A 23,409-nucleotide genomic window follows, 5' to 3' on the forward strand; every position below is an offset into this window, starting at 1 on the left:
GCCAGCAGATCGCCATGCACGAGGACCGAACCGTGGCCGGCACCGCAGTCATCCTGGAGGTTCATCGCCCTGCCACCGCCATGCCCGCGGGATGACGTGACTGGCGCACAGCCTCCCTGCTGGTGCACGTATCTCCGTACTTGGTGGAGCACTCACAGGAGTACGCCGACACCTGGTCCAGGAGGTGGGCGCCGTCTTCGAGGGTTGCGCCCCACTGCTGCTGCCACTGGGATGCGGCGACCTGATCGCGCTGGCGTTCAAGGGCCGCCAGGTTGCGGTGGCGTTCCTTGAGCGCCTTGCCGGCCCCTTCCAGGGTGAGCTTGGCGTTGGCGAGGAGCTGCTTGTGGGAGGCGTGCCGGGCCACGGCCTCCTGCCAGGTCTGCTGGAGCTCCCGCTCGTCGCGAGCGGCCTTGACGGAGCGGCCGGCGAGATCCTCGATCTTGATCTGGAGGTAGTTCTCCTGGGTGTCAAGGCGTGTCAGTTCTTCAGCCGCCTGGGCGGCTGCGTGCTGGGTCTGGGCCAGGGTGAGGGTGAGGGCAGCGGTGGCGCCAGCCACGGCTTCGGCGGCCTCGGTGCAGGCTTGCTTGGCGGCTGCGAGGTCGGCGCGGGCTTGTCGGAGTCGGGCTTCGCGTCCGGCCAGGGCGGTGGGGAAGCCGCCCGTCACAGTCAGCGCCAGCGCCTGGTCACGGACGGCCGAGCCGTCGGACGAAGGAGTCAAGCGCTGTTGCAGGGTGGCGAGAAAGCGGGTCACGTTCAGGGTGCTGTGAATGCCCTCGGGCAGGGGATTCTGCCCCACGTCGGAGGAGATGATCTGGGCGCCAGGTAGAGCGGCATGCAGCAGGCGGCGGGCCGTGTCTTCATGCTCGGGTTCGACGACGATCGCGTCCTGCCAGGGGGCCAGACGCGGTTCCCACTCCGAGCGGGCTGCTTCGTCCACGTTGAGCTGGTCGAGCAGGCCGTGCGCACGAATGCGGTGTTCGCTCAGCAAATCGATGGCGCGGCCGGCTTGACCGCTGCGGCCCTGCTCGACGTCGTGTAGGTGGGTGCGGGCGCGAGTGGCGGTGTCTTCGGCCTCGTCGCGTTGCATCTCTGCCTTGGCATGCTCGCGTTGGCGTTGGTCCAGGCGGGCGGCCGTGGTGGTGCAGTCGCTGCCGTCCCAGCCCTGCGCCTGGGGCAGCAGGGTGGTGCGACGACTACGCAGCAGCGCCTGCTGCGTAGCCAACCCCGTTACTTTCTGTGACAGTTCGCCGACAAGTTGTTGGGCGTCGGACCATGTCTGGCGGGCTTTGCCTTTCTGGGTGGCGAGTTCTTCGACGGACCCGAGCGAGCTCAGACGGTCCTCGGCGTCCCGCACCAGGGCTACGGCTGTCTCGGCGGCCTGCCTCTCCTCTTCCATGAGCGCGGCAACGCGCTGGTCACTGTGGTGGGCGTCGCGGTAGGAGGCCGCGAGGTAGCGGTGCCATGTCTCGTGGCCGCGCTGGAGGGCGAGTCGGGCGGCCTCTCGGGCGCGCACGCCGCTCATCACCTGTTCTTCGGCGAGCAGCGCCTGAGCGTGCTCGGCCTGGGCCTTCTCGAGGCTGATCTGATGCTGCATGGCCGGGCCGCGCAGGTCGTCTTCTTCCTCCAGCAGGGAGGTCATGCCTGACAGGGCGATCAGGGACCGGCCGATGTCGTGGGGCTCCATCTCGGTCAGCTGCTGGCTGAGCAGTGAGGGAACGGGCGGGCGCAGGGCGGTGTCGAGGTAGGTGAGGCAGCGCGGGGCGGTGCCGTAGAGCTTCTCGGCCATGGCACGGGCGAAGAGGAGCTGGCGAGTGCCCAGCTCGCGCCACAGGGCGTCGGCCTGGATGCTGCGCTCGTGATCGGTGGGGGCGTCGGCGACGTGCAGGCCTTCGGTCCAATTGGCTTGCAGGTAGGGGGTGGTGGTCGCGATGCGGACCCAGACGGTCAGGGGGCTCGTGGCCGGTTCGCCGGGGTGGGCGAAGACACCGACGATGTAGCCGTGGGTGACCGGGGACGCCTGGTGGGCCTGGTCGACGCCGGCTGCATCGGGGCGGAACAGGATGCCGCTGGCGTGCCGGCCCCCGTTGGTCTCCAGGCGCCACTGCGGGTCGGCCAGCAGCAGGGAGACGGCGATGAGGAAGCTGGTCTTGCCGGAGCCATTCGAGTCGTCTTTGGGGCCGAGGCCGGAGACAGCGATGAAGGTCTCCGGGACGATCGGGACGGCGTGTGCCGTGAGCCGGGCGATGTCGAAGGCTTGGACAGCGATGAGCTGGCGGTCGCCGACGATGCCCCGGGACGGGTGGGAGGTGGGCGGGGTGGTCATGGTGTGTCGTGCACCTCGTGGTCGGGAGCAGTGGCCGTAGGCACGGTGGGGCAGGCGCGGCGCCGACGGATCGATTCGGCGAGAGCACTGTCGGGATCGGCGAGCAGGATCAGCTGTTCAAACAGTTCGGCGCCCACAGCCGGCGTCAGCCGCAGGATCTGGTGGCCCAGGACGTAGCCCGTTCTGGTCCGGCGGACCAGGTCGGCGTCAGTGAGGCGCTGCAGCGCGCCGGTGAGAACGACGTCGGCCACCTGGCAGCCTTTGAGCTGATCCCTGGGCACAGGGGTTCCCTGGGTCCACAGCTGCTGGGGCAGGGCGGTGCCGGACGCTCGGGGGACAGCGACGCTGAACAGCAGGATCAATGTGAGGACAGCGCGGTCATCGCGCGGAAGGACCCCGATTCCTTCGTGCGCCAGACGTTGTCTGATCTCGTCGGTGTAACCGGAGAGGTAGCCTCCGCCGACCGCGAGCAGGGTGCGTCCGGACGCGGCCAGGACCTGTTCCACCACGATGCGCAGCGGGATCTCCGCGAGGGCACGGTAGTGGGCGGACGGCACAGGGAGCATGGCGGTCTCCACGGCGCAGACCGCCGCTCGGACATCGGCTCGCCGGTTGTGGGACAGGGCTTGCAGTGCCGGCACGTCCACCGGCTCACCCCTTCCTCGGAGCAGGCAGGATGTCGTAGCCGCTGCGCAGTTCGGCCACATCGCGCTCGGACCACAGCGCGACCATGGGTCCGAGGCGGATCATGCCGTCGCCGATGTCTGGCGAGAGGTGGCCGCAGGCGCGCAGAAACCGCAGGGCTGTCAGGAAGTGCCCGGTCTGGCCCAGCATGGCCGCGCCGTCGTGGGGAGCGAGGGTGTCCTGGAGAGGAGTCAGGGCGGCGATGACGTCCTCCTGCGCGGCGGGTTGTCCCGGGTACAGCGGCTGGCTGGGGTCGGGCCAGCAGTGGCGGATGCAGCAGGCCAAGGTGACCAGGCGGACGGCCGAGGCAGTGCGGTGGACGTCGCTGTCACCCAGCGCGCCGCTTGCCGGTTCCACGTCAGGGGCCCAGCCGGTCATCAGCTCCTGGATGCCGTCGGCGGCGACATCCACCAGACGGCGCTCCACGTCGTCGACGGCGCGGCGTAGCCCAGTGAGTTCTGCGCGGTCCGCCGGGACAGGAACGGTGCGCTGAGCTCGGGCGCGTGCCAGCAGGTAGGGGTCACTCATGAGGGCTCTGCGGTGTGGCTTCAGCGTCATCGTGCATGCCCTGGGGGCTGTCGGGGATGCGGTACACCGTCACCGGTGAGGCGTAGGTGACCGGGCCTGCGGCGTCCACGATGACCTCGCGAGAGATGTCGCGCATGAGCGGGATGGCGGGGTCGGCTGCGGCACGCAGCATGTCGACCAAGTGCTTGACCGCTGTCTGCCAGGGCAGGGCACGCAGACGGGCGGTGACATCGGCTTCGTCCTTGCCAGCCATGAGCAGGATCACGGTGGCCTCTCGTCTCCGCCGTGCGAGCGCGGCCTTGGCCCGTGCGGTCTCGACCGGGTCCGGGCCGGGCGGCTGCGCCGGGGGGCGTGGCAGGCGCTGCCGCAGTGGCGGGGGCTGGTGGTCGGCGGTGAGGATCTGGCCCGTGGTGATCTGGACGTGCGGCGGATCAAAGATGGTCGTGGCGAACACCTGCGCAAGCGCGTCGGTGGAGGAGCGCCGGGCCGCGGTCAGGTACTGCTCGGGAAGGAGCATGCTGAAGTCGCGGCGGGTGGTGGCTTGCTGCATGAGACGGTCGTGAAACTCATGGACCGCTGCCGTGTAACGCAGGGCTTCCTGGATCAGGCGGGTACCGGCGGGACACAGCGTGGGGTACTGCTCGGCGACAGCGTGGACCAGGTGTTTCGCCTCCTCGAGCGAGGTGCTGTGGGCATGGTGGTGGCGCTGGCCCAGCAGTTCTTCGATGGGCCTGGTCCGCCCGAGCCGCAGCAGGTGATTGGTGTAGTTCGCCAGGCTCCGCCGGGCCTGCACGATCTTGGCGGACAGTTGCTCCTCGGTCAGGGAGCCGTTCAGGAGGCTTTCGCGGGTCCGGTCCAGCAGCATGGTGATCTCCTGGACGCCGCCGGCCTCCCCGAGCCGTTCGTAGACCAACAGCGCCGCGCCGCTGGTCGGGTTGAACACATACCGCTGGTCGTGGGCCTTGCTGCGCAGCGACTCCAGCAGCCGAAGCTTGACGAAGACCCGGAATCGCGCATCGAACTCGCTGTCGGAGGCCGCCGCAGCACACGCCTGGGCTATCTCCGCGCGGCTCAGGCCGCGTTCGGAGCCGAAGTCGCCGAACACGTCCCGGACCGCCTCGGCAATGCGCAATGCGACCGGATCCTCCGTCACGGCTTTCTCTGTGGCAGCGACCGGTGCCACGAACGGCGGCACGTGCGAAAGACCGTCCGCGCCGTCTTCCGACTGCACGGACCACAAGTCAGGCTGTTCTAACAAGCGCCCCCCTCACTCCCCCACTCCTCGTGCGACCCTCCACCAGCATGACCGCTGCTGGGACCAAAGGCCCGGAAACCGCTCAACTTGTCCTTGGTCTTCCTCAACCCCGGCAGTGAGTACGTGCTGTGTGCGCTGGGATCGCGGACGTGTCGACCACTCTGAGCAGCCTGCAGGCAGGGCCCCGAGGCCCGCTCAGTTCGCGCTCATGAGTAGGTCCATGCCGGAACTAGCACCGTCGCGGCGGCGCGCCGTTCCTCCTGCTTGCCATTCAAGACGACTTCGGCCGCATTGATGCCGTGGCGTGTCGCAGTGCGGCCGTCGGCCTTCGAAGCTGCGCGTCCTTAGAGGGAGCGTGCTGTGACGGCTCCCGCGCGGCCTACGGCTCGCGGTGGTGTCAGCGCGCAAGGCTCAATGGGGCGAACTGGGGCCCGAATTGCCTGTGAGGCCCTTAAAATGATGACCTCCTCGTAATTCCCTCGTAGCGCAGGTGCCTTGTGGTGCGGCGGGGATGCAGCACGTTGTGAACCGCCAGGAGTGTCATGCAGCTCAGCCGCGTCCGAGTCAGGAACTTCCGCAACTTCGAAGACCTGACGATCGATCCGTTCCCCTCCCCCGCGGTCATCGTCGGGGAGAACGGAGTGGGCAAGAGCAACCTGCTGGCCGCGCTGCGCCTCGTGCTGGATCCCGACCTGCTCGACCGTCACCGTGTGCTGGGCGCCGACGACATCCGCGACAGTGGGCCCCGGCTCGCGCAGGGCGTCGAGGTGAGTGTGGAGATCGAGCTGTCGGGCTTCGACGACGACCTGGACGCACGCAGCGTCCTCGACGGGGCCATCGTCAGCCTTGAGCCGCTCACCGCCCGCCTGACCTACCTCTTCCGCCCCCGGCGGCGCCCCGTCACGGGCACGGCGGCCACCACCGGTCCGTCGGCACCGGAGACGGGCGCCGTCCAGGACTCGGCACGGCCGAGCGCAGAGGCAGCAGATGCGGCAGAGGACGCCCTGACCGCGGCAGACTACGAGTGGACCATCTTCGGCGGCACCGATCCGGGTAACAGCATGCGGAACGTGAAGCGGTACGCCTCCTTCTCGGTGCTGCCCGCGCTGCGGGATACCGAGCAGGATCTTGGCCGGCCCGAGCGCAGTCCGCTCACCCGGCTGCTGCGCGAGCTGCCGCCAGCGCCGGAGAACCTCAAGCAGACCCTCACCAAGATGAAGCAGGCCCGCGCCCAGCTCGCCGACGACTCCAACGTCAAACATCTGACCCAGCAGCTCACCGACCGCATCATCGCGCTGGCCGGTCCCCGCCTGGGCATCGTGCCGTCGCTGGACTTCGCCGGCCGCGAGGAGGATCTGCTGCGCAGTGTGCAGCTGTACATCGACGCAGCTGGCACCCGCGACATCGGCCGCGCCTCCACCGGCATGGCCAACGTGCTGTATCTCGCGCTGCTGCTGGAGCGGCTGGAGCTGCGCCGCAGCGCAGCGGAGGGCGAGGACACGCTGCTGGCGGTGGAGGAGCCCGAGGCGCACCTGCACCCGACGCTGCAGCGGCATCTCTTCTTCCACCTGCTGCGCAGCCTGGACCGGCTGATGCTGACCACCCACAGCCCGCACATCGCCGCGGTTACCCCGCTGACCAGTCTGGTGCTGATGTATGAGGGAGGCGACGGGGTGGTACAGGCCAAAGCCGTGCCACCGGCGCTGCTGGAGGAGCGCGAGCGCAAGGATCTGGAGCGCTATCTCAACGTCAGCCGTGCGGAGGTCCTCTTCGCTCGAGGCATCGTCCTGGTCGAGGGCATCGCCGAGGCCTACGTGGTCCCAGCCCTGGCCAAGGCCGCCGGCTTCGATCTGGATGCGTACGGAATCGTTGTCGCCAGTGTCGAGGGCACCGCGTTCACCCCCTATGCGCGGCTGCTCGGCCCCGACGGTCTGGACAGGCAGTTCTGGATCCTCACCGACGGGGACCAGACGGACCTCGACATCGGAAAGTTTCCGCATCTGCGGGAAGGGGGGCTGACCCGGGCGGTGGAATCGCTGGACGCCCTCGCTCCACAGACGGGGCAGGACTGCCGCACCCGGCTGGAGGAGATGCGGCAGCTTGCCCTGCCGGCCGACGGCAGCGCACGAGCGGGGCGGGCGCAGCTGGTGGAAGACGCCGCCAGGCACCGTGTGTTCGTCGGCGAGCACACCATGGAAGTCGATATCGCCCGGCTGTTCCACGGCGAGATGCAGGCCGCGTTCGACGAGCTCGTCGACGGCTCCGTCGCCCGCCAGAATTTCGCCGACGCGCTGGCAGGTGCGCGCGCAGGCACCACCCTGGAGCAGCGCGAGGCTGTACTGACTCGCATCGACAAGAAGAAGGAGGTCAGCAAGGGGCGATACGCCCAGCGGCTGGCCGCTCACATCGAGCAGGTCGACGACCTGCCGACGCGGATCCGTCTCCTGCTGCAGGCCAGGCCGGACGCGGCTGTCACCCACGACGAGCTCATGCGGATGGGCGGCTGCGGGCCGCTGCTCGCGCTGATCAACCAGCTGTGCCTGGCCTGCCTGGGCCGGCCACTGGTCCCCGCACCCGAGCCCGAGCTGACGCCGACGCCGGGGGCTGAACCGGCGGACGTCGTCTCCGCCGCCGGCTGACCGACCCCGTCCTGCCCGTGCAGCCCAGGAGAGATGCGATGCACCCGCCCCAGCCCACCGCCGCGGAGGTCCGGCTGCCCGCCGCCCTGGCCCAGGAGTTCGCCGACCTTTCACCCGAGCAACGGGAGGCCGCCTGGCATAAGGGCAATCTGGTGGTGCTGGCCGGACCCGGCGCGGGCAAGACCCGCACCCTGGTCGCCCGCATCGGCTACCTACTGGCCACCACCTCGCACCACCGGTCGGTGGCGGCCATCACCTTCACCGACGCAGCAGCAGCCGAAGTCGGCGCACGGCTAAGGCGCCTGGGCATGCCCGGCGGCCGACGCGTCGCGAGCAACACCATCCACGGGTTCTGCCTCCGCCACATCCTGCGCCCCTACGCCCGCTTCACCGACGTCTTCTTCCCGGACCAGGTGACCGTCAGCGACGACAAACAGCTGAAGGCATGGTGGGAACAGGCAGCACTCGACTCCCGCCTGGGTGAGATCACCGACCGAGACATCACCAATCTGAACAAGCAGCGCCGTCAGCTGGCTGCCGGCGAAGACCCGCAGTCCTTCGATCCGCGCTACCTGGAGACGATCGCCCGGTTCCAGGGGCTCCTCGACGAGCACCGAGCCCTCGACTTCGACGCCATGACTGAGCGTGCCCTTGCTGTCCTGCGCTCCAGCGCCGAGGTCCGGCGCATGCTGGCCGCGCGTTTCCCTCATCTCGTCGTGGACGAGTACCAGGATCTCGGACCGGTCCTTCACGCCATCGTGCTGACCCTGCTGGATTCCGGAGTGCAGGTCACCGCGGTCGGGGATCCCGATCAGATGATGTTCACCTTCCTGGGTGCCGACGCCCGCCACTTCAAGGAACTGCGACAGCGTGCCGACTTCACCTCGCGTGCCCTGAGCGTGAACTTCCGCAGCGGTGCCCGCCTGATCGCGGCAGGTCTGCGCGTGCTGGGCGCCTCTCACGACTACCGGTCGGCACCAGGCCGCGAGGAACTGGGGCTCATCACGGGCGAGATAGTCGACGGCGACCTCGACGCGCACGCGGCCAGCGCCGTCGCTATCGCGCAGGAGCGGATCAGTGCTGGCACGCCCCCCGAAGAAGTCGCCGTGCTATATCCCGGCAAGGGCCCTCTACTCAAGCACCTCAAGGCCGAACTCGACCGCACCCAGATGGCCTACGACGCAGAGAAGGCACGCAAGATCCCCAGCGGGCCTATCGCGGACTTCATCTCCGACTGCACTGGCCGCCACCTGTCCGGCCCCCTGCCCGGCGCCTCCACCCGCGTGGCCGGTGCCGCAGAAGCCCGCACCATCATGGACCTCGCGACCGTATGGCACCACCGGCGCATCGACGCCGGCCTTGCCATCGAGGAAGACACCCCGCGCCGCCTGGCCCATCGGCTCACAGCTCTCCTCGACACCACAGTCAAACCCGCGCCCAGCGACCCGGCCAGCGCCTTCCTCAAAAACATCTGCACCGCCCTGGATCTGGATGCTCTCGCGCAGGCAAGCTCCGACGAACGGGACCATACGGCGCTGGATGAATGCCGGGCCGTGGGCGCCAGCGGACTCACCCTCGCCGAACTCGCGGGCGGCCGCTCCCCTGGCCGTATCACCCTGACCACTTATCACAGCTCCAAGGGCCGCGAATTCGACGTCGTCGTCCTCCCCGGCCTTATCAACAAGCACGTCCCCTACTACGGCCAGTACGGCCTCACTGATGCCGAACTACACATTGCACGACGCAACTTCTACGTCGCGCTGACCCGCGCCCGTTACGAAGTCGTGCTGCTCACCGGCGACTTCTTCACGGATGCTTGGGGTGTGCCCCGCCACACCTCTCCGTCGATCTTCGCGACCGACGTCCTCAGCGCGACCACTCTCACGACCGACAACCAGTAAGGCTCGCACCTGGAATGACGGCAGTGCCTGCTCCGGGCGGGGGCGTGGGGATGAGGGGTCGGCAACCCGGCGGCTTCTGGTGGTTCCAGTGGGCCCGCCACCGGCGAGCCGGTGCTCGGATTCCTGAGGGAAGACCGACTGGATGCCGGTGATGATCAGGCCGAGGGCAAGGACATCTCGTTGGACCGACGCAGTTCGGCGTTCTCGGCCTTGAGCCGCTTGATCTTCGCGACCTCCTCCGACGTGGTTCCGGGACGCCCACCGGCGTCCACCTCGCTTTGCGGATCCGGGTCCGCACCGTCTCCGCCGCGCTGATGCCCAGCTTCGCCACGACCGCTTTCATCGCGGCCCACCCAGCCGAATAGTTCGGACGGATCTCTGTGACCATGCGCACTGCACGCTCACGAAGCTCGGGAGGGTAAGGGGACGGACGTGCCATGACTCAGGGAATCGAGCCTCCATCAGGCCCGGAGCGCGGTTCACCTCTGACCAGCGCAAACTCTGCACCCGCCATAACGGTCGGCGTGAGAATGACATGGCCATTCGCCACTCATGTCAGCAACAGGTGAGCACCATCCGTCAGCGCCAACCACAAGGTGGCTGAGCCTGCGCCACTGACATTCAGATGACGATATTCCACTGACACTCCCCCGGAGACCATCAAATACCCCGCACGCGTCGGCGGCCCTTCGCTCGACGCGCTGCCAGGCACAGCGCCAGCGCCAGCCACCACCGAGGTCGACCCCAACGCAACCACCAACCAGGCAGCAGACGAGGGAAGTCACCCCACGCACCACGCACCGCGCGGCAACTGACCTGCCGGTACACCGCGACGCAGTCTCAGGCAACGCCACCGGTGTTGACACCTCTGTTGCCACGGCAGCTGACACCCCTGTTGCCACGGCAGTTGTCACCGCAGTCCACGATTTCACGACAGCTGTTTACTGCCCGAAACCATCCAAGAAGACATTCACGGCCAGGTGTCCGCCAAACAGGTCGCCGACGCCGAGGACATCTCCGAGCGCCAAGCCCAGCGCCTCCTCAACGAAGTCCGCGACTCCGCCGGCTAGGGTCTGTGTGATGTCGTGATCAATCGGCTGCTCTCAAGAGATCTGCCGCTCGGCCACGGTCCTCGGCTCGAAAAGAACCACCACGGTCGCAGGGCACTGATATCTCCACCGGCCCGACGTCCGTCAGGACGGTCTTGGCGCGGGTGCCGTTGCGGCTGTTGCCGGCGTTCTTCCCGGCCGGATCGTGCTTGTCATAGCCGAGGTGGTCGGTGATCTCGCCTTCGAGGGCGGACTCCTGCAGCCGCTTAGTCAGCTGCAGCAGCCCACCCTCGCCGGTCAGCTGCAGGCCCTGGGCCTGAGCCCGGCCAACCTGTCCGTCGATCAACTGGTCGTCCACCGCCTTCGCCAGCTTCGGCTCAGACGTCTGGACGGACTCGGGCTCGGTACGTTGTCACTGGTCATCGGCGCATCTTCCTTGATCAGGATCTACACCGAATGATTTACAGTCCCCATGGACAGTGCCCTCAGCGGGTGAGACGCCACCCTGCGGCCATGTTCGACAGGGCGCCGCCTAGGGGACACACGATGTGATGTTGTTGAGGTAGACCGTGAACCAGCCGTCCCCGGGCCTCTGGATCGAGAGCCTTACGGAGCACCGCGTGCCGAGAGCGCCAATGGTCGCACTCGAAGCGGACCACTGCTCGCCGGCGTTCACATAGTTGTTGTTCTGGTCGCGGTAGGTCATGTCTATTGCGAAGCGGCACCAGGCCGGGCCGCTGACCTTAGTGATGCCTGCCCACATGGCGTTCGGGTGTGCGTGAGCGGTTGTGTAGCGGAAATACCCATCCGCAACGCAGTCACCGGCCGCGAACTGAATGTCGCCCGATCCGTTGGTCCAGATCACACGATCCCCGGAAGCCGCGCTGGCGGCGGGGACCGGCAAGGTCAGAGTCAGCCCTCCCGCTGCGGCCATGGCCAGAGCTATCTTCTTCGCCTTACCCATGATTTCTCCCTTGAAAGGTCCTGCCGGACCTCGTCGAATTGAATGCTCTGAGACTGAGCACCCGTCGCAGACACACCTGGCGCGATCGGCGTGATAGTCGACTTGTGCACTGAAGAGGATCTCTTGTTTTCCCGGGGCTCGCGACGGAGCACTCAGGTGGCAGCGCACCGCCTTACGAGAGCAGCCCGCTTTGTCAGCGCCACGTCCGTGTCATCCGGTCGGTAACTGTCTTTGCTCGCCCCTCCCACCATTGATGGCGCGACCGAAACAGCTCCCAGGTGCGGCATGGTTCGATTTCGGTTGGGCTTGACGAATCTTTCGGAACGGGCAACGGTCATACCCGTTCCGGTCGCGGACCTCCCTCCGCTCGATGTCCCTGCCGTAGCCGTGTCGGCGGGCCCACGCGAGGCCGTTGAGGACGTACGGGCACTCCCGGGCGTCGGGCACGGCTGACAAGCGACCGGCTGGTGACGATGCCCTTGGCCCGTATGCAGTCACACAGCAGCAGTTGCCCGGCGGAGTGGAGCACGTCTTCCGCGGCCGTTGTCAGGCCGTGCAGGACGACGCCGTCCTGCACGGTCCGCGCGGCCTGCGATGCCCTTCCGGTCGAATGCCCCTCCCCCTGGGCTGGCTGAGGACTCTGTAGGCCGCCGCGGCGGTGGCCCCTGAGCAGGACGACGATGGGCAGCGCACGACGACGGCGCCTGCGGCCCGGCCAGGCCGCCACTCATCGATCCCGCTGGCAGCTCCCCGCCCGCCGGCCAGCTGTCGGCCTTCGCCTCGGACACTGCTCCCTCCTTCACTCGGGCTCCGACGGGTCAGCACTCTAGGTCCCTCCGAGACGCGCCAACTGTGCTGTTGCTGCAGAGAAGTTGGCCATTCGTGCGTGCCTCGGAACGAGTGAGCCCAGCTATGCCGATCCCACGTTGCGCGCCGCGACGGGCCCTGCCATCCTTAGCACGGAATTGGCCTTCGGGGGGGGAGGACATTCAATGTGGAAACAGGACAGGGACGACCGTCTTGAACCGCGGTGTCCATCCCCTGCGATTTTCGGTGCCGCACCAGCGCGGTCGCCGGGTGGTCCTGCGTGAACGCGACCCTGGACGCGGCGGCCTTTTCGCCAAGAGACCGGGAGGAAGCGGTCCGGCACGCGGTCTGGGAGTCCGTCGTACGGATCGAGATCGACCACCATCCTCCGCCGGAGGACATCTCGGTCAAGGTCAAACTGGACACGGTCGGCTGCATCGGCGTCTGCTCGGGGCGGGCGACTGGCCTGACGATACGGCGGACACAGCGGCTGGCGCGGGAGGACACCGAGCCGAACATCTTCTTGGGCCTCCAGGTGACAGGCACCAGCGTCGTGGCACAGAACGATCGCCAAGCCGTGCTGAATCCGGGGGAGTTCGCCCTCTACGACACGTCCGTCCCGTACACCCTCGGCTTCGAAGCTGGTGTCGACCATCACTTCCTGCGCTTCCCGCGCGCCGCGCTCGCGCTGTCCGAGCCGATATTGAGGGAAATGACCGCGGTCACGTTCTGCGCCAACAGTCCCGTCGCCGCCCTCGCCTACGCCTACTTCTCCCAACTGGCCGCCACCGAGGGACTCCACCAGGACCGGTACGCCCAAGCGGTCACGGAGCCCAGCCTCGATCTGATCCGTGCCGCCGTCACCTCCCGGCTCGGCGACTTGTCCTTGGCCCGGGAATCGTTGGAGGCGACGCTCAACCTCCGGATCCTCCGGTACATGCGGGCGCACCTGCGCGATCGCGACCTGTCTGCCGCGCAGATTGCCGCCGCGCACGACGTCTCGGTCCGGCACCTCTACACGCTGCTGGCCCGGTCGGGGGTCACCCCGGGCGACTGGATTCGCTCGAACCGCCTAGAGGAATGCAGGCGGGAACTGGCCAGCCCGAGGGCGCAGTACCGGACGATCGCCGCGATCGGGCACAGCTGGGGCTTCGTGGACGCGACTCACTTCAGCAGGGTCTTCAAAAGGGCGTTCGGCCTCTCCCCACGCGCCTGGCGCGACCTCAACCGCGCCCACGGCCAAGCAGGTGACCAACCGCAAGGCTAGCTGTCTTAGAAGTTACGTGGAATCTGCCGGGGTGATCACGTCTTCCCGGCACAACCACGGACTTGGGAGAGGCTTGAGCGGCACGATGGCGCCCACGGAAAGGTGGCCAGGCTCGGTTGGCACGTGCAGGCGGCGGCCTGACGGACCCGGCAGGCACGAGCCGGTGGATATCCGAATGCGGACACCCCCGATACTGCGCAATATGCGCACCAGGATCCCCCTCGACCGGTGTGGCGATGGCTGCGCAAACCGTCCATGGCTCCGTGCGCAGTGCGCAGGCGGGGGGTTCGTCCTCATGTCGCGTCGTGCTCGGTGACCGTGTCGACCGCGCAGATGCGCGGCGCTCGCAAGGCGACCTGTTCCGTGGGGCGGTGAGGCCGGTGGTGAGTTCGCATGGCTGGGTGCTCGACCGTGGTGAGGTTCCATCGGCGGCCGTGGTGAGGTTCCCCCGCGCGCCTCTCCGGATGAGCACAAGCCGTGGTGAGTTCCGAGGAATTTCGTTTCGGGGTCCAATCGGCCTCGCCGCCTTCCAGATCGCCGCGAGGGCCCAAAGGGGCTGCGACCTGGCATGGGGAGTGCTGCGGGAACTCACCGCCACGGGTCCGGAATTCACCATGGCCCCCGTTGCCGAAACGTGACGTCGGCGGGGTTCTGGTGGTGAGCGAATCGGTGAGGGCCGCCGGGTTCCCTGAGGGCGACGCCTGATCGCCCCCTGTTCCAGGAGCCCTCATGCCTGCTCGGATTCCAGGCGGGCCCGCTGTCGCGGCCCCGCCTGCCCCGTCGCCTCCGCTGCGGACGCCGATACCGTCCCTCGCCCTGCGGACCGTGCGGCGGCGCGTCCGGATCGCCCGGCTCGGTGTGTGGGCGGCGCTCGCGGCCGGCCCGGTGGCACTGGCCGTCGCCTGCGCACTGCCGCGCGCCGCCTTGTCCGCTGCGCAGCCCAGGACCGCCGCCCCCTCTGCGGTGCGCACCGCGGACCCGGCCGGGGCGGCGGAGCTGTTCTGCGATCTGTGGCTGCGCAGTGACGCGGGTGAGGCTGACAGCAGCGCTGCGCAGGCCGTGCGCAGGCTCGCGCCGAGCGTCGCTCTGCCGACGCGTTCGCGTGCGAGTGCTGCGCAGTCGCTGCAGCGCACTGTCGCGGTGCGCAGCGTGCGGCGGGGCGACGGCAGCTGGTCGGTCGTGGTGGCCGCTCAGTTCGCTGCCCGCGAGAGCGGGGGCGGCTCCTCGGAGGCGGCGACGCTGGTGCGCTACTTCGCCGTTCCCCTGGTTGCGGCGGACGAGGCGGGAGGGTCGGGGGCGTTCACGGTGACCGCCGCGCCTGCGCACGTCGCCGGTCCGGGCAAGGCGAAGGCGCCGGAGTCGCCGTTCGTCGATCCGCTGCCTGCAGACGGTGCGCTGGTGTCCTCTCTCGAGGAGTTCTTCGCCGCGTACCTGACCGGGGTGGGCGAGGTCGAGCGCTACCTGTCGCCCGGTGCGCAGCTGACGGCGGTGGAGGATTCCGGGTACGCGAGGGCTGTTGTGGATCGTGCTGCGGCTGACTCCGAGGCGGCTGGCGGCGCGGTGCCCGGCGACGGCACGGTGGTGCGGGTCCAGGCGCAGGTGACTGCCGCCGACTCGAGGGCGGCACGGTGGCCGCTGGTCTACACGCTGACGATGGCTGCCCGCTCGGGCCGGTGGGAGGTGACGGGGCTCGAGGCCGGCGCTCCGGCGGAGGCTTCCGCGGTCAAGTCCTCGCCGCCCGCGCGTCGCCCGATAGCCGGGGGCGCGGCGCGATGAGCACCGATGTGCAGATGGCGGGGAAGCTCGCCGACCTCGGCAACTCGTGGCTCGCCACGCTGGAGGCTTGGGGCGACAAGGCTCTGCAGACCGCGCTGGTGGCGATCGTCGTCGTCACCGTCGTGCGCAAGGTCAGCCTGAAGGCTGGAATCGGCGCTCTGATCGGGCTGGTCGTGGCGTTGGGCATCTACGACTCCCGCGCCACGCTGGCCGGACTCTTCGAGGACGAGGTGAAGAATCCGGCCACCGGCGCGAGGCCGGTCACTGTGGTGGTCGCCCCGCAGCCGGATCGGCTGACCGGTGTCGTGGGCGGTGCGCGGTGAGTGCCCCTGCCGCGGCGCGGCCGCGGGTCGCCCGGGTCTACACCGCTGCGCGCCGCCACCCCTGGGTGCTGGGCAAGTTGGGCGACTGGGTGATCTGGTTCGGTCCCTACTCCCCGGCGCAGCTGGTGGTGATGGGCGGGGGCGCCCTGCTGCTGATCAAGACGTACTCGTGGTGGTCCTGGCTGGGCCCGGTTCCGGTCGTGGTGTGGCTGGCGGCGATCTGGGCGGTGCGCGGGGCGAAGATCGGCGGTCGGTCGCCGTTCACCGCCGCCCTCGGCTGGCTGACGCTGCTCGCGCAGCACCCGGCTGGCCGGGTCGGCGGGCGTACCGCGCGCGACCGGCGCCCCAGCCTCTTCAGCGGCGTGTTCGTGGTCGAGGCCGCAGCAGGCTCCGGGGGCGGGCGTCTGCGGAAGGGGAGATCTGCGCGTGGTCCTCGCCCCTCTGGGGCCGTGGCTGTACGGCCTGCGCCGGCCAGCGGACTTGCCCGGCTGCTGCTCGATGCGGCCGACGACCAGCCGCTTGGGAGGTCATGATGAGGATCCCGTTCAGGCACCTTGCCGGGCATCTGGTGTGGTCGACGTCGGGAAGCGTGTGGGCGATCTGGCGCGTCGCGCCGGTCGGCGGCCGCTACGTTCCCGCCCGTGTCCGGGACGAGTTCCTGGGCCGGATCACTGCGCTGGTGCGTTCCTTGGCCGGCGCGCCGAGGCTGTTCGGGCTCGCCGCCCGCATCGACCCGGCAGAGGTCGCCGATCAGATGGTCGACGGCGTCGACTGGCAGCGTCTTCCGGCCTGGCGTGAGATGGCGGCCGCCGGACTGGACCTGCTGGCGGGGCAGGAGATGCACCGCCGCAGCCTGTGGCTGGCGGTCCCGCTGTCCAGCCCGCACGGCCGGTTCGACGTCGCCGCGACCGCGTCGGCGATGTGGTCGGAGCTGTCCGGCGCGCTCGGTCTTGCGCCCGCTCCGGTGCCCGCGGACGAGGTGGGCGAGTACACCGAGCAGGCAAGCCGTGTGCAGGCGGCGCTCGGCGGCGGTCTGGCCCTGCGGCCGGCGTCCCCGGCGGAGATCGTGTGGATGGTGCAGCACGCCGTGCACCGCGGCCTGGAGGAGCCGCTGCTCGCCGATGCCGAGGAGTCGACGCTGTTCGGGGCGCAGGTCAGGGACGGGCAGCTGCACTCGCCTTCCTACGCCGAGCTCGGCCAGGTCCGCCTCGCCGAAGGCGGCCGGGCCGCCCCCGCAGACGCTGCGGCCCCGACTGCGCCGAGGAAGTCGAAGCAGGCCGGCAGGCCGTGGTGGCGCAAGGACGGTGCTTCGCCGCTGCTGCGTCGCTGGCTCCAGGTGGAGTGCGAGTCCGGCACCGGATACCAGGCGCACATCGCGCTCGCCGAGCTCCCCCCGGCGCAGACGGTGGACTCCGCCGATCTGCTCGCGCAGCTCGAGTCCCTGGATTTTCCCGTGGACTTCACCGTCGACGTGCAGGTCGTCCCGGCCGAGCGGGCCAGGGAGCAGGTGCGGCGCAAGAAGAAGGAGCTGTTGGACCAGGCCGAGCAGTACGGCGCGCAGCCTGCTGGCATGCCGCACTCGCTGCCCGAGGCGGCGGGGGACCTGGCGGAGGAGGATGCGCGGCTGTCGCGCACGAGCGTGGAGGTCGAGGTCCAGTCGGTGACGGTGCTCACCGTGTGGGGACCGGACCCGCTGACGTGCGACGCCCGGGCGCGGGCGCTGGCGGCGTTGCTGTCGGGCGGGGACTATCGCGCGGTGCGCCCGCACGGCATGCAGGAGGCTCTGTTCTCCCTCGGGCTGCCGGCGTCTGCCCGGCCTGCCGGAGTACGGGAGTTCGTCCAGCATCAGCTGTCCGAGGACTGGGCAGCCGTCGGCGCGTTCACGAACACCGTGGTCGGCGACCCGACGGGGATGATGGTCGGCTTCGATCTGGACTGCGGCACCATCCGCCCGGTCCTGCTCGACATCGCCGACGCCCCGCAGCGCAACGCCTCCGCATCGGTGGGCATCGTCGGGGACCTCGGCTCGGGCAAGAGCGTCCTGGAGAAGCTGCTGACCTCAGCCGTCGTCGACCGGGGCGGGCGGGCGATCGTGATCGACCGGACGCCGATCCGAGAGTGGGCGGCGTTCGCCAAGTCGGCGGCCGGGTCGCGGTGTCAGGTCATCGACGCATCCCGGGCGGAGCTGTCCATCGACCCGCTGCGGGTCTTCGGCGGCCGGGTCGGCGCGCACTACGCACTGTCCTACCTCACGCTGCAGCTCGGGGTGGGGCCGATGTCGGCGTCCGGCGCGGTGCTCCATCACGCCGTCGAGGAGGCCGCCGCCCGGCCGGAGCCGTCGATGGCCTGCGTGCTCGACGTCCTGGGTGCCTTGGCGACCGGCGCCGCAGGGGCCACGCGCCGGGACGCGGCCGCCGCGATGGCCGACCTGCTGCAGATCGTCTCCTCCAACCCGCTGGCGGGGATGGTGTTCGACCCCGGACTGCCGCCGGTCACGCTGGACGGCGATCTCGGCGCGGACATGACGGTGGTCACCACCACCGGACTGACGCTGCCGCCGCGCGAGGCCTTCGCCGACACCGAGGTGCTGCGCCAACAGCCGCTGGAGGCCCTGATCGGCCGAGCGGTGCTGTATCTGATCGCGGCGATCGCCCGTCAGGCGGCGTTCAGCGACCCGTCCCGGTTCTGCACCGTGGCGATCGACGAGTGCTACTGGCTCACTTCGAGCGCCGAGGGCAGCGCGCTGGTCCACGAGATCCTCCACGACGGCCGCAAGCACGGGGCCGGCTGCATCCTGGCCGCGCCCGACGTCGACGAACTCGGCAAGGACTCCGGGCTGCTCGCCTACAAGGCGCTGGCCCGCACCAGCGACACCGCGCGGGCCCGCAAGGGACTGGCCTTCCTCGGTCTGGACAGCGAATCCGAGGACCTCGTCCGCCTGGTCACCACCGGCCTGTCCCCCGTCGGTCATCGAGGACGCGACGGCGAGATGCTGCTGCGCGACCCGCGCATGCAGGTCGGTCGCATCAAGGTGTACGTCCCCCCGGTGCCTCGCATCGAGGACGCCGTCTACACCACACCCGGCGCCCACGCGCCCAGCGTCGCCGGGCTGGACGGGCCTGCGCGGGAGGCGAGCAGCGGATGACCAGCTCCCGCGCGGCGGGGATCCGGCTGCTGCTGTGCATGGCCACGGGGATCCTGCTGCTCGTCTGCTCGGTGGCGGCCTGGACGCTGCCCCGCCCCGACACAGGCACGCACCGCCAGACGGGGCAGGTCGGCGTCGGCCCGGCGGCGGTGGCCGACGATCCGTGCGCCCTCGTCGTCGGCCCGGCGCATGAGTACTGCCGGCCCGCCGCCGAGCGCACCGGGCCGGCCGCGGCTCCCAGGCGCGGCGGCGGCGAGCAGACGCTGTGGCTGCTGCTGTTCTCCACGACCGCGCTCGCCGCGGGGATCGGCCTCGCCCTCACGACGGGGAGCCCGCGCCGATGAGGTTCCCCGATCGCGGCACGCTGCGCTCCGCCGGATACACCCTGCTGCTCGCCGTCGTCTTCCTGGCGGTGAACACGAGCGTCGCGCACGCCGCCACCGCCGATGCCGAGACCGGAGACCTGCTCGCCCCGCTGAACGTCACCGGCTCCGAGGGCGTGCCGATCAACGGCTACGAGCTGTCCGCCAACGGCGGGTCGATCTTCTCCTTCAAGAGCCAGGCCCTCGCCTTCGTCGCCAGCGGCCTTTTCACCGTCATCCGGCTGCTGGTCGGGCTGGCCTGCTGGGCGGTGGAGTTCGCGTTCCGCTTCCCGCTCCTGAAGACGCTGGCCGCCCCCGCGCAGAAGGTCTCCGACGCCTATGCGGAGGCGGTGGTCGACACGCTCGGCCTCAAGGGGCTCCTGCTCGGGTGGGCGTTCGTGTTCGGGCTGATCATGCTCGTTCGCGGCAAGGTCGGCCGCGGGCTCGGAGAGATCGTCCTCACCCTGCTGATCGCCGCGTTCGCCGCCTCCGCGTTCGTCCGTCCCGACTACCTGCTCTCCGAGCAGGGACCGCTCGTCGCCACGCAGCAGGCCGCAGCCGAGGTCGCTCAGCAGACCGTCAACTCCTACGACTGGGGCGGAAAGATCTACAGCTCCGGCCCGTGCTCCGGCATGTCCGGGCGCGAGGAGGCCAAGTGCCTGGAGCTGGAGGGCAAGGAGCCGGTCTCGGCCGCGGACGCGGCCCGGCCGATCCAGGACGCCGTCACCAACGCCCTGGTCGTCAAGCCCTACATGCTGCTCCAGTACGGCAGGGTCCTCGACCCCGGCAGGGAAGCCGACCGGGAGGCGTACGCCGTGCATCTCAAGTGGATCAGCGGCGGCTACCGGCCCGGCAAGACGGGCTCGAAAGACAAGAGTCCCTGCGACCTCGTCCAGGGCCCGGCCGGGCGGTACTGCCGAGAGGGCAGCGACGACATCGCACCGCGGGACGATCTGCCCGCGCTCACCCCCGGCGACGCGCTGCTGGACGCCGCGAGTCCCGTCGTGGACGAGGAGGGCCGGCGGTTCGCCGCGTTCCTCGATGACCTCGAGGCCGCCGGCCCGGTCGGCAAGGCGTGTGCGGAGTACGCCAAGACGCCCACCTGGTGGCGGGTCGGCGGCGCCCTGCTGCTGCTGGTCGCCGCGCTCATGATCTGCGCGATGCTGCTGTCCTCGGCGATGGTGCTGCTGAGCGCCCAGGCCGCCGACGCCGGCGCGGCCGCCGCCGGGGTCGTCGCGTTCGTGTGGGGCATGCTGCCGGGCCCCAGCCGCCAGGCAGTGTGGAAGTGGTTGGCCGTCTTGTGCATCTCGATGCTGACCATGTTCGGCGTCAGCATGTTCGTGCCGTTCTTCGCCATCGCGATGGACGTGATCCTGACCGACGGCCCCAACCTGATGGTCGAGCGGATCCTGCTCCTGGACGTGATGGCCGTGGTCGGGCTGATGTTCCACCGCCGCATGCTGGCCGGCATCACCTCCTTCGGGCAGCGGATGGCCATGCGGATGCGCTACGCCCCCGTCGGCGGCACGCATCTGCCCGGCGACAGCTCCGAGTTGGGCGCGGCGCTGGCGATGAACGGCCCCGCAGGAGGCGGCGGGTCGGCGGGCCTGTTCGGCGGCCCGTCCAGAGCGCTCCTGGCGCTGGGGGCCCGCCGTCGGCTCCTGGGCGGTCTCGCCGCCCTGGGCGACGGCACCGGCTCGGTGCTCGACCCGAACCGCGTGGCCGGAGAGGCCGTGGCGGAGGGCCGCCGGGGACTGGCTCCGCTCACGCTCGGCCTGCAGGGCGGCCGGCTCGCCCTGCGGGGCGCGTACGGCGCGCTGATCGGCCGCCGCCCGCCCCAGGAAGACGAGTCGGTCAAGCTGCTGCGCGCCATCGCCGACAGCGCGACGGGCGAGGGCACGGGTCGCGCGGACGCCGGCGGCATGACCGTCAACCCCCAGACCGGGGAGGTCCTGCACGACCCCAGCTCCGACCGGCCGCTGCTCGGCTCCCGGATCCACCAGCGCGCCTCCCGTCTGCGGGGATACCGCATCGCCTCTCGGGCCGCCCGGATCGGCTACGGCGCCACGTTGGGCCTGCCGCGGAACCTCAAGACCGGCCGCGGGAAGGCGTCCCAGCTCACGAAGGACGCGCAGACGCAGTTGAAGGTGGCCGCGAACCAGGTCCGCGCGGACGCCGGCGAGTGGGCCGAGGCAGGCCGTGCGACCGTGGCCGCCGGGCGTGCGGTCGGGCAGAACATCGACCACGTCTCCCAGCGCGTCGCGACCGCGTGGCAGGTCCACGATCCGGCCCTGACGGTGCGGACCGCGGCCCGTGACGCCGCGGCCGGAGCAGTCATCTTCGCCGCACCGACAAGCGGTCGACAGGACGGCTCGCGCGGCGGTGCGGGCGGCGGGGACAGGGCGGCGTCGCGGGCCGAGGACCCGGCCGTCGACGCCCGGCGGCGGGTGTTCGACGCCCTGATGCAGACCCAGCGCGCCGCCTGGGAGAACCCGCCTTCCTGGGGCGGTGAGAGTGAGTGAGCGCCTGGCGGAAGGCCGGCTGCGTCACGGTCCTGCTGCTGGTCTGCGCGGTCGGCTGCGCCGCCCCGCTGGTCACGATGATGTCCGCGGCGGGCGCCCTCGCCCGCGACGACGGCGGCGTCAGCGGGGGCGACGCTGTGAGCGGGGCGGCAGTGCAGATTCCCGAGCGGATGCTGGCCGCCTACACGAGAGCCGCCACGAGCGTCGCGGACACAGTGCCGAAGTGCCGGGGCATGCGCTGGCAGATCCTGGCCGGCATCGCCCGGATCGAGTCGAACCACGCGAGCGGCCGCAACGTCAGCGCGGGCGGCGACGTCACCCCGCGCATCCTGGGCCCGGTCCTGAACGGCTCCGGCGTGGGCGACAACACCACCGCGTTCCTCGACACCGACGGCGGGCGGTGGGACGGCGACAGTCGCTACGAGCGGGCGGTGGGCCCTCTCCAGTTCCTGCCCCAGACGTTCCGCGCCTATGGAAAGGACGGCAACGAGGACGGGAGAGTGGATCCGCACAACGTCGACGACGCCGCCCTGGCCGCAGCGGTCTACCTGTGCGGCGACGGCCGGAACCTCGACGACCGGGGCCAGTTGAAGAAGGCGCTCTTCGCCTACAACAACTCCGACACCTACGTCGCCGACGTGCTGGAGTGGATCGAGGCCTACGACGCGGCCGCGCAGAAGCCGGACCTGATCGAGGCCACCGGCACGGCACGCACCGTCCTGGCAGCCGCCCTCGAGCAGAAAGGCGTGCCCTATTCGTGGGGCGGCGGCAGCGCCAACGGCCCCACAACCGGGGTGTGCTGCTCGCCGGGCGGTCAGGACGGCCAGGGCCTCGCGGGCTTCGACTGCTCGGGTCTGACGACGTACGCGTTCGCCCGAGCGGGCGTGAGACTGCCGCGGACCGCGGCCGCCCAGGCCGGCGTCGGAACCCGCATCCCGGCATCTGCCGGATTCAAGGCCCTCAAACCCGGCGACCTCGTGTTCTACGGCTCGGTCCCCACCGACGACAGAACCATCCACCACGTGGGGATCTACCTCGGCAACGGCCAGATGATCAACGCCGCCCGGCCGGGCACCAGAGTCCGCGTCGACTCGGTCAGCGCGATGGCCGACTACGCAGGAGGAGCGAGGATCCTGTGACCGCATCGGCGCGCAGGCCCGCCCTCTCCCGACGGGACGCGACCGGACACGCGCACCGCCGCCCGACGGGCGAGCGGTCCGCGGACACGCGCCCGGCCGCGCACCGGACCGGTCGCACGCCGCCGCGCCTGCCCTCAGTCCGGTCCCAGCGGGTCCTCGGCAAGGCGGACCGGCGCTGCGAGAGCGGCTTCGTAGGCGGGGCGCGCGAAGACGTACGGGCCCATCGGAAGCTCGCCCCACTCCTCGCGGAAGGGCTGCCGAAACGAGGACCAGACGACTGTCTCAGGCGTGGCGGCGATGACCGTCATCAGAGGCCAGCAGCCCCAGAGGCCACAAGAGCAGCCGAGGACCGCAGTGCCCCCGGTGGCGGGGTCGGCGAACTCCGGGGCAGGCTCGCCGAGGAAGTGACGCCCCGGGTCCTCGACCCCGCAGACGACCAAGCCGGCGTGCTGGCCGACCAGGAAACGCTCCGTCTCCGCCCAGGTCTCCTCCTCGTGCTCCCGGCCCCACAGGTCGCGGGTAGCGCCGGCGACGTGCACACGCAGATCCGTGCCGTCGACGCGCACGCCCCACACCAAGACCGACGGTCCCTCGCCGAGCGGGTAGTTCACGAACTCGATGCTCCGCATCGACGCATTCTGAAGGGGAGACGGCCACCGCGCGACCGCATTGTGTCTGGTCGCGCCAGCCGACCCGTGCCCGGTGCACGGCGACCGCCGCAGCGG

General features: G+C 70.1%; 16 protein-coding genes and 2 pseudogenes. 10 read left to right on the forward strand and 8 right to left on the reverse strand.

The genetic code is table 11. From position 1 onward, the window contains the following. Positions 1-61 precede the first annotated feature (61 nt). From AB0M39_RS36365 to AB0M39_RS36380, 4 genes are read right to left on the reverse strand one after another with little or no spacing between them, the layout of a single operon-like run. On the reverse strand, positions 62-2,323 hold the full coding sequence (locus AB0M39_RS36365; RefSeq protein WP_365371740.1) for a hypothetical protein: 2,262 nt from the start codon (positions 2,321-2,323) through the stop codon (positions 62-64). Next, on the reverse strand, positions 2,320-2,970 hold the full coding sequence (locus tag AB0M39_RS36370; RefSeq protein WP_365371743.1) for a hypothetical protein: 651 nt from the start codon (positions 2,968-2,970) through the stop codon (positions 2,320-2,322). Before AB0M39_RS36370 ends, AB0M39_RS36365 begins: the two co-directional genes overlap by 4 nt. A gap of 4 nt (positions 2,971-2,974) precedes the next feature. Continuing rightward, entirely contained in the window at positions 2,975-3,535 is a 561-nt protein-coding gene (locus tag AB0M39_RS36375; protein WP_365371745.1) for a hypothetical protein, read from the reverse strand. Further along, on the reverse strand, positions 3,528-4,766 hold the full coding sequence (locus AB0M39_RS36380; RefSeq protein ID WP_365371747.1) for a hypothetical protein: 1,239 nt from the start codon (positions 4,764-4,766) through the stop codon (positions 3,528-3,530). Before AB0M39_RS36380 ends, AB0M39_RS36375 begins: the two co-directional genes overlap by 8 nt. Positions 4,767-5,332: 566 nt before the next feature. Here AB0M39_RS36380 and AB0M39_RS36385 point away from each other — a divergent pair. Together AB0M39_RS36385 and AB0M39_RS36390 are read left to right on the forward strand one after the other, a co-directional pair. Then, positions 5,333-7,429 carry an AAA family ATPase gene (locus tag AB0M39_RS36385; RefSeq protein ID WP_365371750.1) on the forward strand — a complete coding sequence of 699 codons (2,097 nt, stop codon included), beginning with the start codon at positions 5,333-5,335 and terminating at the stop codon, positions 7,427-7,429. Between the two features lie 38 nt (positions 7,430-7,467). After that, positions 7,468-9,330 carry an ATP-dependent helicase gene (locus AB0M39_RS36390; RefSeq protein WP_365371752.1) on the forward strand — a complete coding sequence of 621 codons (1,863 nt, stop codon included), beginning with the start codon at positions 7,468-7,470 and terminating at the stop codon, positions 9,328-9,330. A gap of 173 nt (positions 9,331-9,503) precedes the next feature. Here the strand turns inward: AB0M39_RS36390 and AB0M39_RS36395 are convergent. From AB0M39_RS36395 to AB0M39_RS36405, 3 genes and pseudogenes are all read right to left on the reverse strand, one after another. After that, positions 9,504-9,769: pseudogene (locus AB0M39_RS36395) on the reverse strand (IS3 family transposase); the annotation flags it as partial. 673 nt (positions 9,770-10,442) lie between these two features. Then, positions 10,443-10,701: pseudogene (locus AB0M39_RS36400) on the reverse strand (transposase); the annotation flags it as partial. 210 nt (positions 10,702-10,911) lie between these two features. Beyond that, positions 10,912-11,343, reverse strand: coding sequence for a hypothetical protein (locus tag AB0M39_RS36405; RefSeq protein ID WP_365371755.1), 432 nt, complete (start codon positions 11,341-11,343; stop codon positions 10,912-10,914). Positions 11,344-12,430: 1,087 nt separating this feature from the next. On the opposite strand from AB0M39_RS36405, the gene AB0M39_RS36410 reads away from it, so the two are divergent. The 8 genes from AB0M39_RS36410 to AB0M39_RS36445 all read left to right on the forward strand — a co-directional run bounded on the left by AB0M39_RS36410 (position 12,431) and on the right by AB0M39_RS36445 (position 22,684). Then, positions 12,431-13,417, forward strand: a complete 987-nt coding sequence (locus tag AB0M39_RS36410; RefSeq protein ID WP_365371758.1) for a helix-turn-helix domain-containing protein — start codon at positions 12,431-12,433, stop codon at positions 13,415-13,417. 729 nt (positions 13,418-14,146) lie between these two features. Further along, positions 14,147-15,193 carry a conjugal transfer protein gene (locus AB0M39_RS36415; protein ID WP_365371761.1) on the forward strand — a complete coding sequence of 349 codons (1,047 nt, stop codon included), beginning with the start codon at positions 14,147-14,149 and terminating at the stop codon, positions 15,191-15,193. Next, entirely contained in the window at positions 15,190-15,516 is a 327-nt protein-coding gene (locus AB0M39_RS36420; protein ID WP_365371764.1) for a hypothetical protein, read from the forward strand. Before AB0M39_RS36415 ends, AB0M39_RS36420 begins: the two co-directional genes overlap by 4 nt. After that, positions 15,513-16,049, forward strand: coding sequence for a hypothetical protein (locus AB0M39_RS36425; protein WP_365371766.1), 537 nt, complete (start codon positions 15,513-15,515; stop codon positions 16,047-16,049). The genes AB0M39_RS36420 and AB0M39_RS36425 overlap by 4 nt, the downstream gene beginning before the upstream one ends. Further along, the gene (locus AB0M39_RS36430) at positions 16,049-18,661 is read left to right on the forward strand and encodes an ATP-binding protein (protein ID WP_365371769.1); all 2,613 of its coding nucleotides are present in this window, start codon (positions 16,049-16,051) and stop codon (positions 18,659-18,661) included. The genes AB0M39_RS36425 and AB0M39_RS36430 overlap by 1 nt, the downstream gene beginning before the upstream one ends. Further along, on the forward strand, positions 18,658-19,005 hold the full coding sequence (locus tag AB0M39_RS36435) for a hypothetical protein (RefSeq protein ID WP_365371771.1): 348 nt from the start codon (positions 18,658-18,660) through the stop codon (positions 19,003-19,005). The genes AB0M39_RS36430 and AB0M39_RS36435 overlap by 4 nt, the downstream gene beginning before the upstream one ends. Next, a complete protein-coding gene (locus tag AB0M39_RS36440) occupies positions 19,002-21,545 on the forward strand; it encodes a hypothetical protein (protein WP_365371774.1) in 2,544 nt (847 codons plus the stop codon). The genes AB0M39_RS36435 and AB0M39_RS36440 overlap by 4 nt, the downstream gene beginning before the upstream one ends. Continuing rightward, positions 21,542-22,684: an NlpC/P60 family protein gene (locus AB0M39_RS36445; protein ID WP_365371777.1), complete on the forward strand. Its 1,143-nt coding sequence runs from the start codon at positions 21,542-21,544 to the stop codon at positions 22,682-22,684. Before AB0M39_RS36440 ends, AB0M39_RS36445 begins: the two co-directional genes overlap by 4 nt. A 134-nt stretch (positions 22,685-22,818) precedes the next feature. Here the strand turns inward: AB0M39_RS36445 and AB0M39_RS36450 are convergent, their stop codons facing one another. Beyond that, on the reverse strand, positions 22,819-23,313 hold the full coding sequence (locus AB0M39_RS36450; RefSeq protein ID WP_365371779.1) for a hypothetical protein: 495 nt from the start codon (positions 23,311-23,313) through the stop codon (positions 22,819-22,821). Positions 23,314-23,409: the final 96 nt, after the last annotated feature.

The sequence above is a fragment of the Streptomyces sp. NPDC051907 genome, assembly GCF_040681075.1.
Classification (GTDB): Bacteria; Actinomycetota; Actinomycetes; order Streptomycetales; family Streptomycetaceae; genus Streptomyces.

Excerpts from the sequence above, each read along its gene's own strand:
- AB0M39_RS36365 (WP_365371740.1), bottom strand. The coding sequence starts at position 2,323 with ATGACCACCCCGCCCACCTCCCACCCGTCCCGGGGCATCGTCGGCGAC.
- AB0M39_RS36375 (WP_365371745.1), bottom strand. The coding sequence starts at position 3,535 with ATGAGTGACCCCTACCTGCTGGCACGCGCCCGAGCTCAGCGCACCGTT.
- AB0M39_RS36385 (WP_365371750.1), top strand. The coding sequence starts at position 5,333 with ATGCAGCTCAGCCGCGTCCGAGTCAGGAACTTCCGCAACTTCGAAGAC.
- AB0M39_RS36390 (WP_365371752.1), top strand. The coding sequence starts at position 7,468 with ATGCACCCGCCCCAGCCCACCGCCGCGGAGGTCCGGCTGCCCGCCGCC.
- AB0M39_RS36405 (WP_365371755.1), bottom strand. The coding sequence starts at position 11,343 with ATGGGTAAGGCGAAGAAGATAGCTCTGGCCATGGCCGCAGCGGGAGGG.
- AB0M39_RS36415 (WP_365371761.1), top strand. The coding sequence starts at position 14,147 with ATGCCTGCTCGGATTCCAGGCGGGCCCGCTGTCGCGGCCCCGCCTGCC.
- AB0M39_RS36420 (WP_365371764.1), top strand. The coding sequence starts at position 15,190 with ATGAGCACCGATGTGCAGATGGCGGGGAAGCTCGCCGACCTCGGCAAC.
- AB0M39_RS36430 (WP_365371769.1), top strand. The coding sequence starts at position 16,049 with ATGAGGATCCCGTTCAGGCACCTTGCCGGGCATCTGGTGTGGTCGACG.
- AB0M39_RS36435 (WP_365371771.1), top strand. The coding sequence starts at position 18,658 with ATGACCAGCTCCCGCGCGGCGGGGATCCGGCTGCTGCTGTGCATGGCC.
- AB0M39_RS36440 (WP_365371774.1), top strand. The coding sequence starts at position 19,002 with ATGAGGTTCCCCGATCGCGGCACGCTGCGCTCCGCCGGATACACCCTG.
- AB0M39_RS36450 (WP_365371779.1), bottom strand. The coding sequence starts at position 23,313 with ATGCGGAGCATCGAGTTCGTGAACTACCCGCTCGGCGAGGGACCGTCG.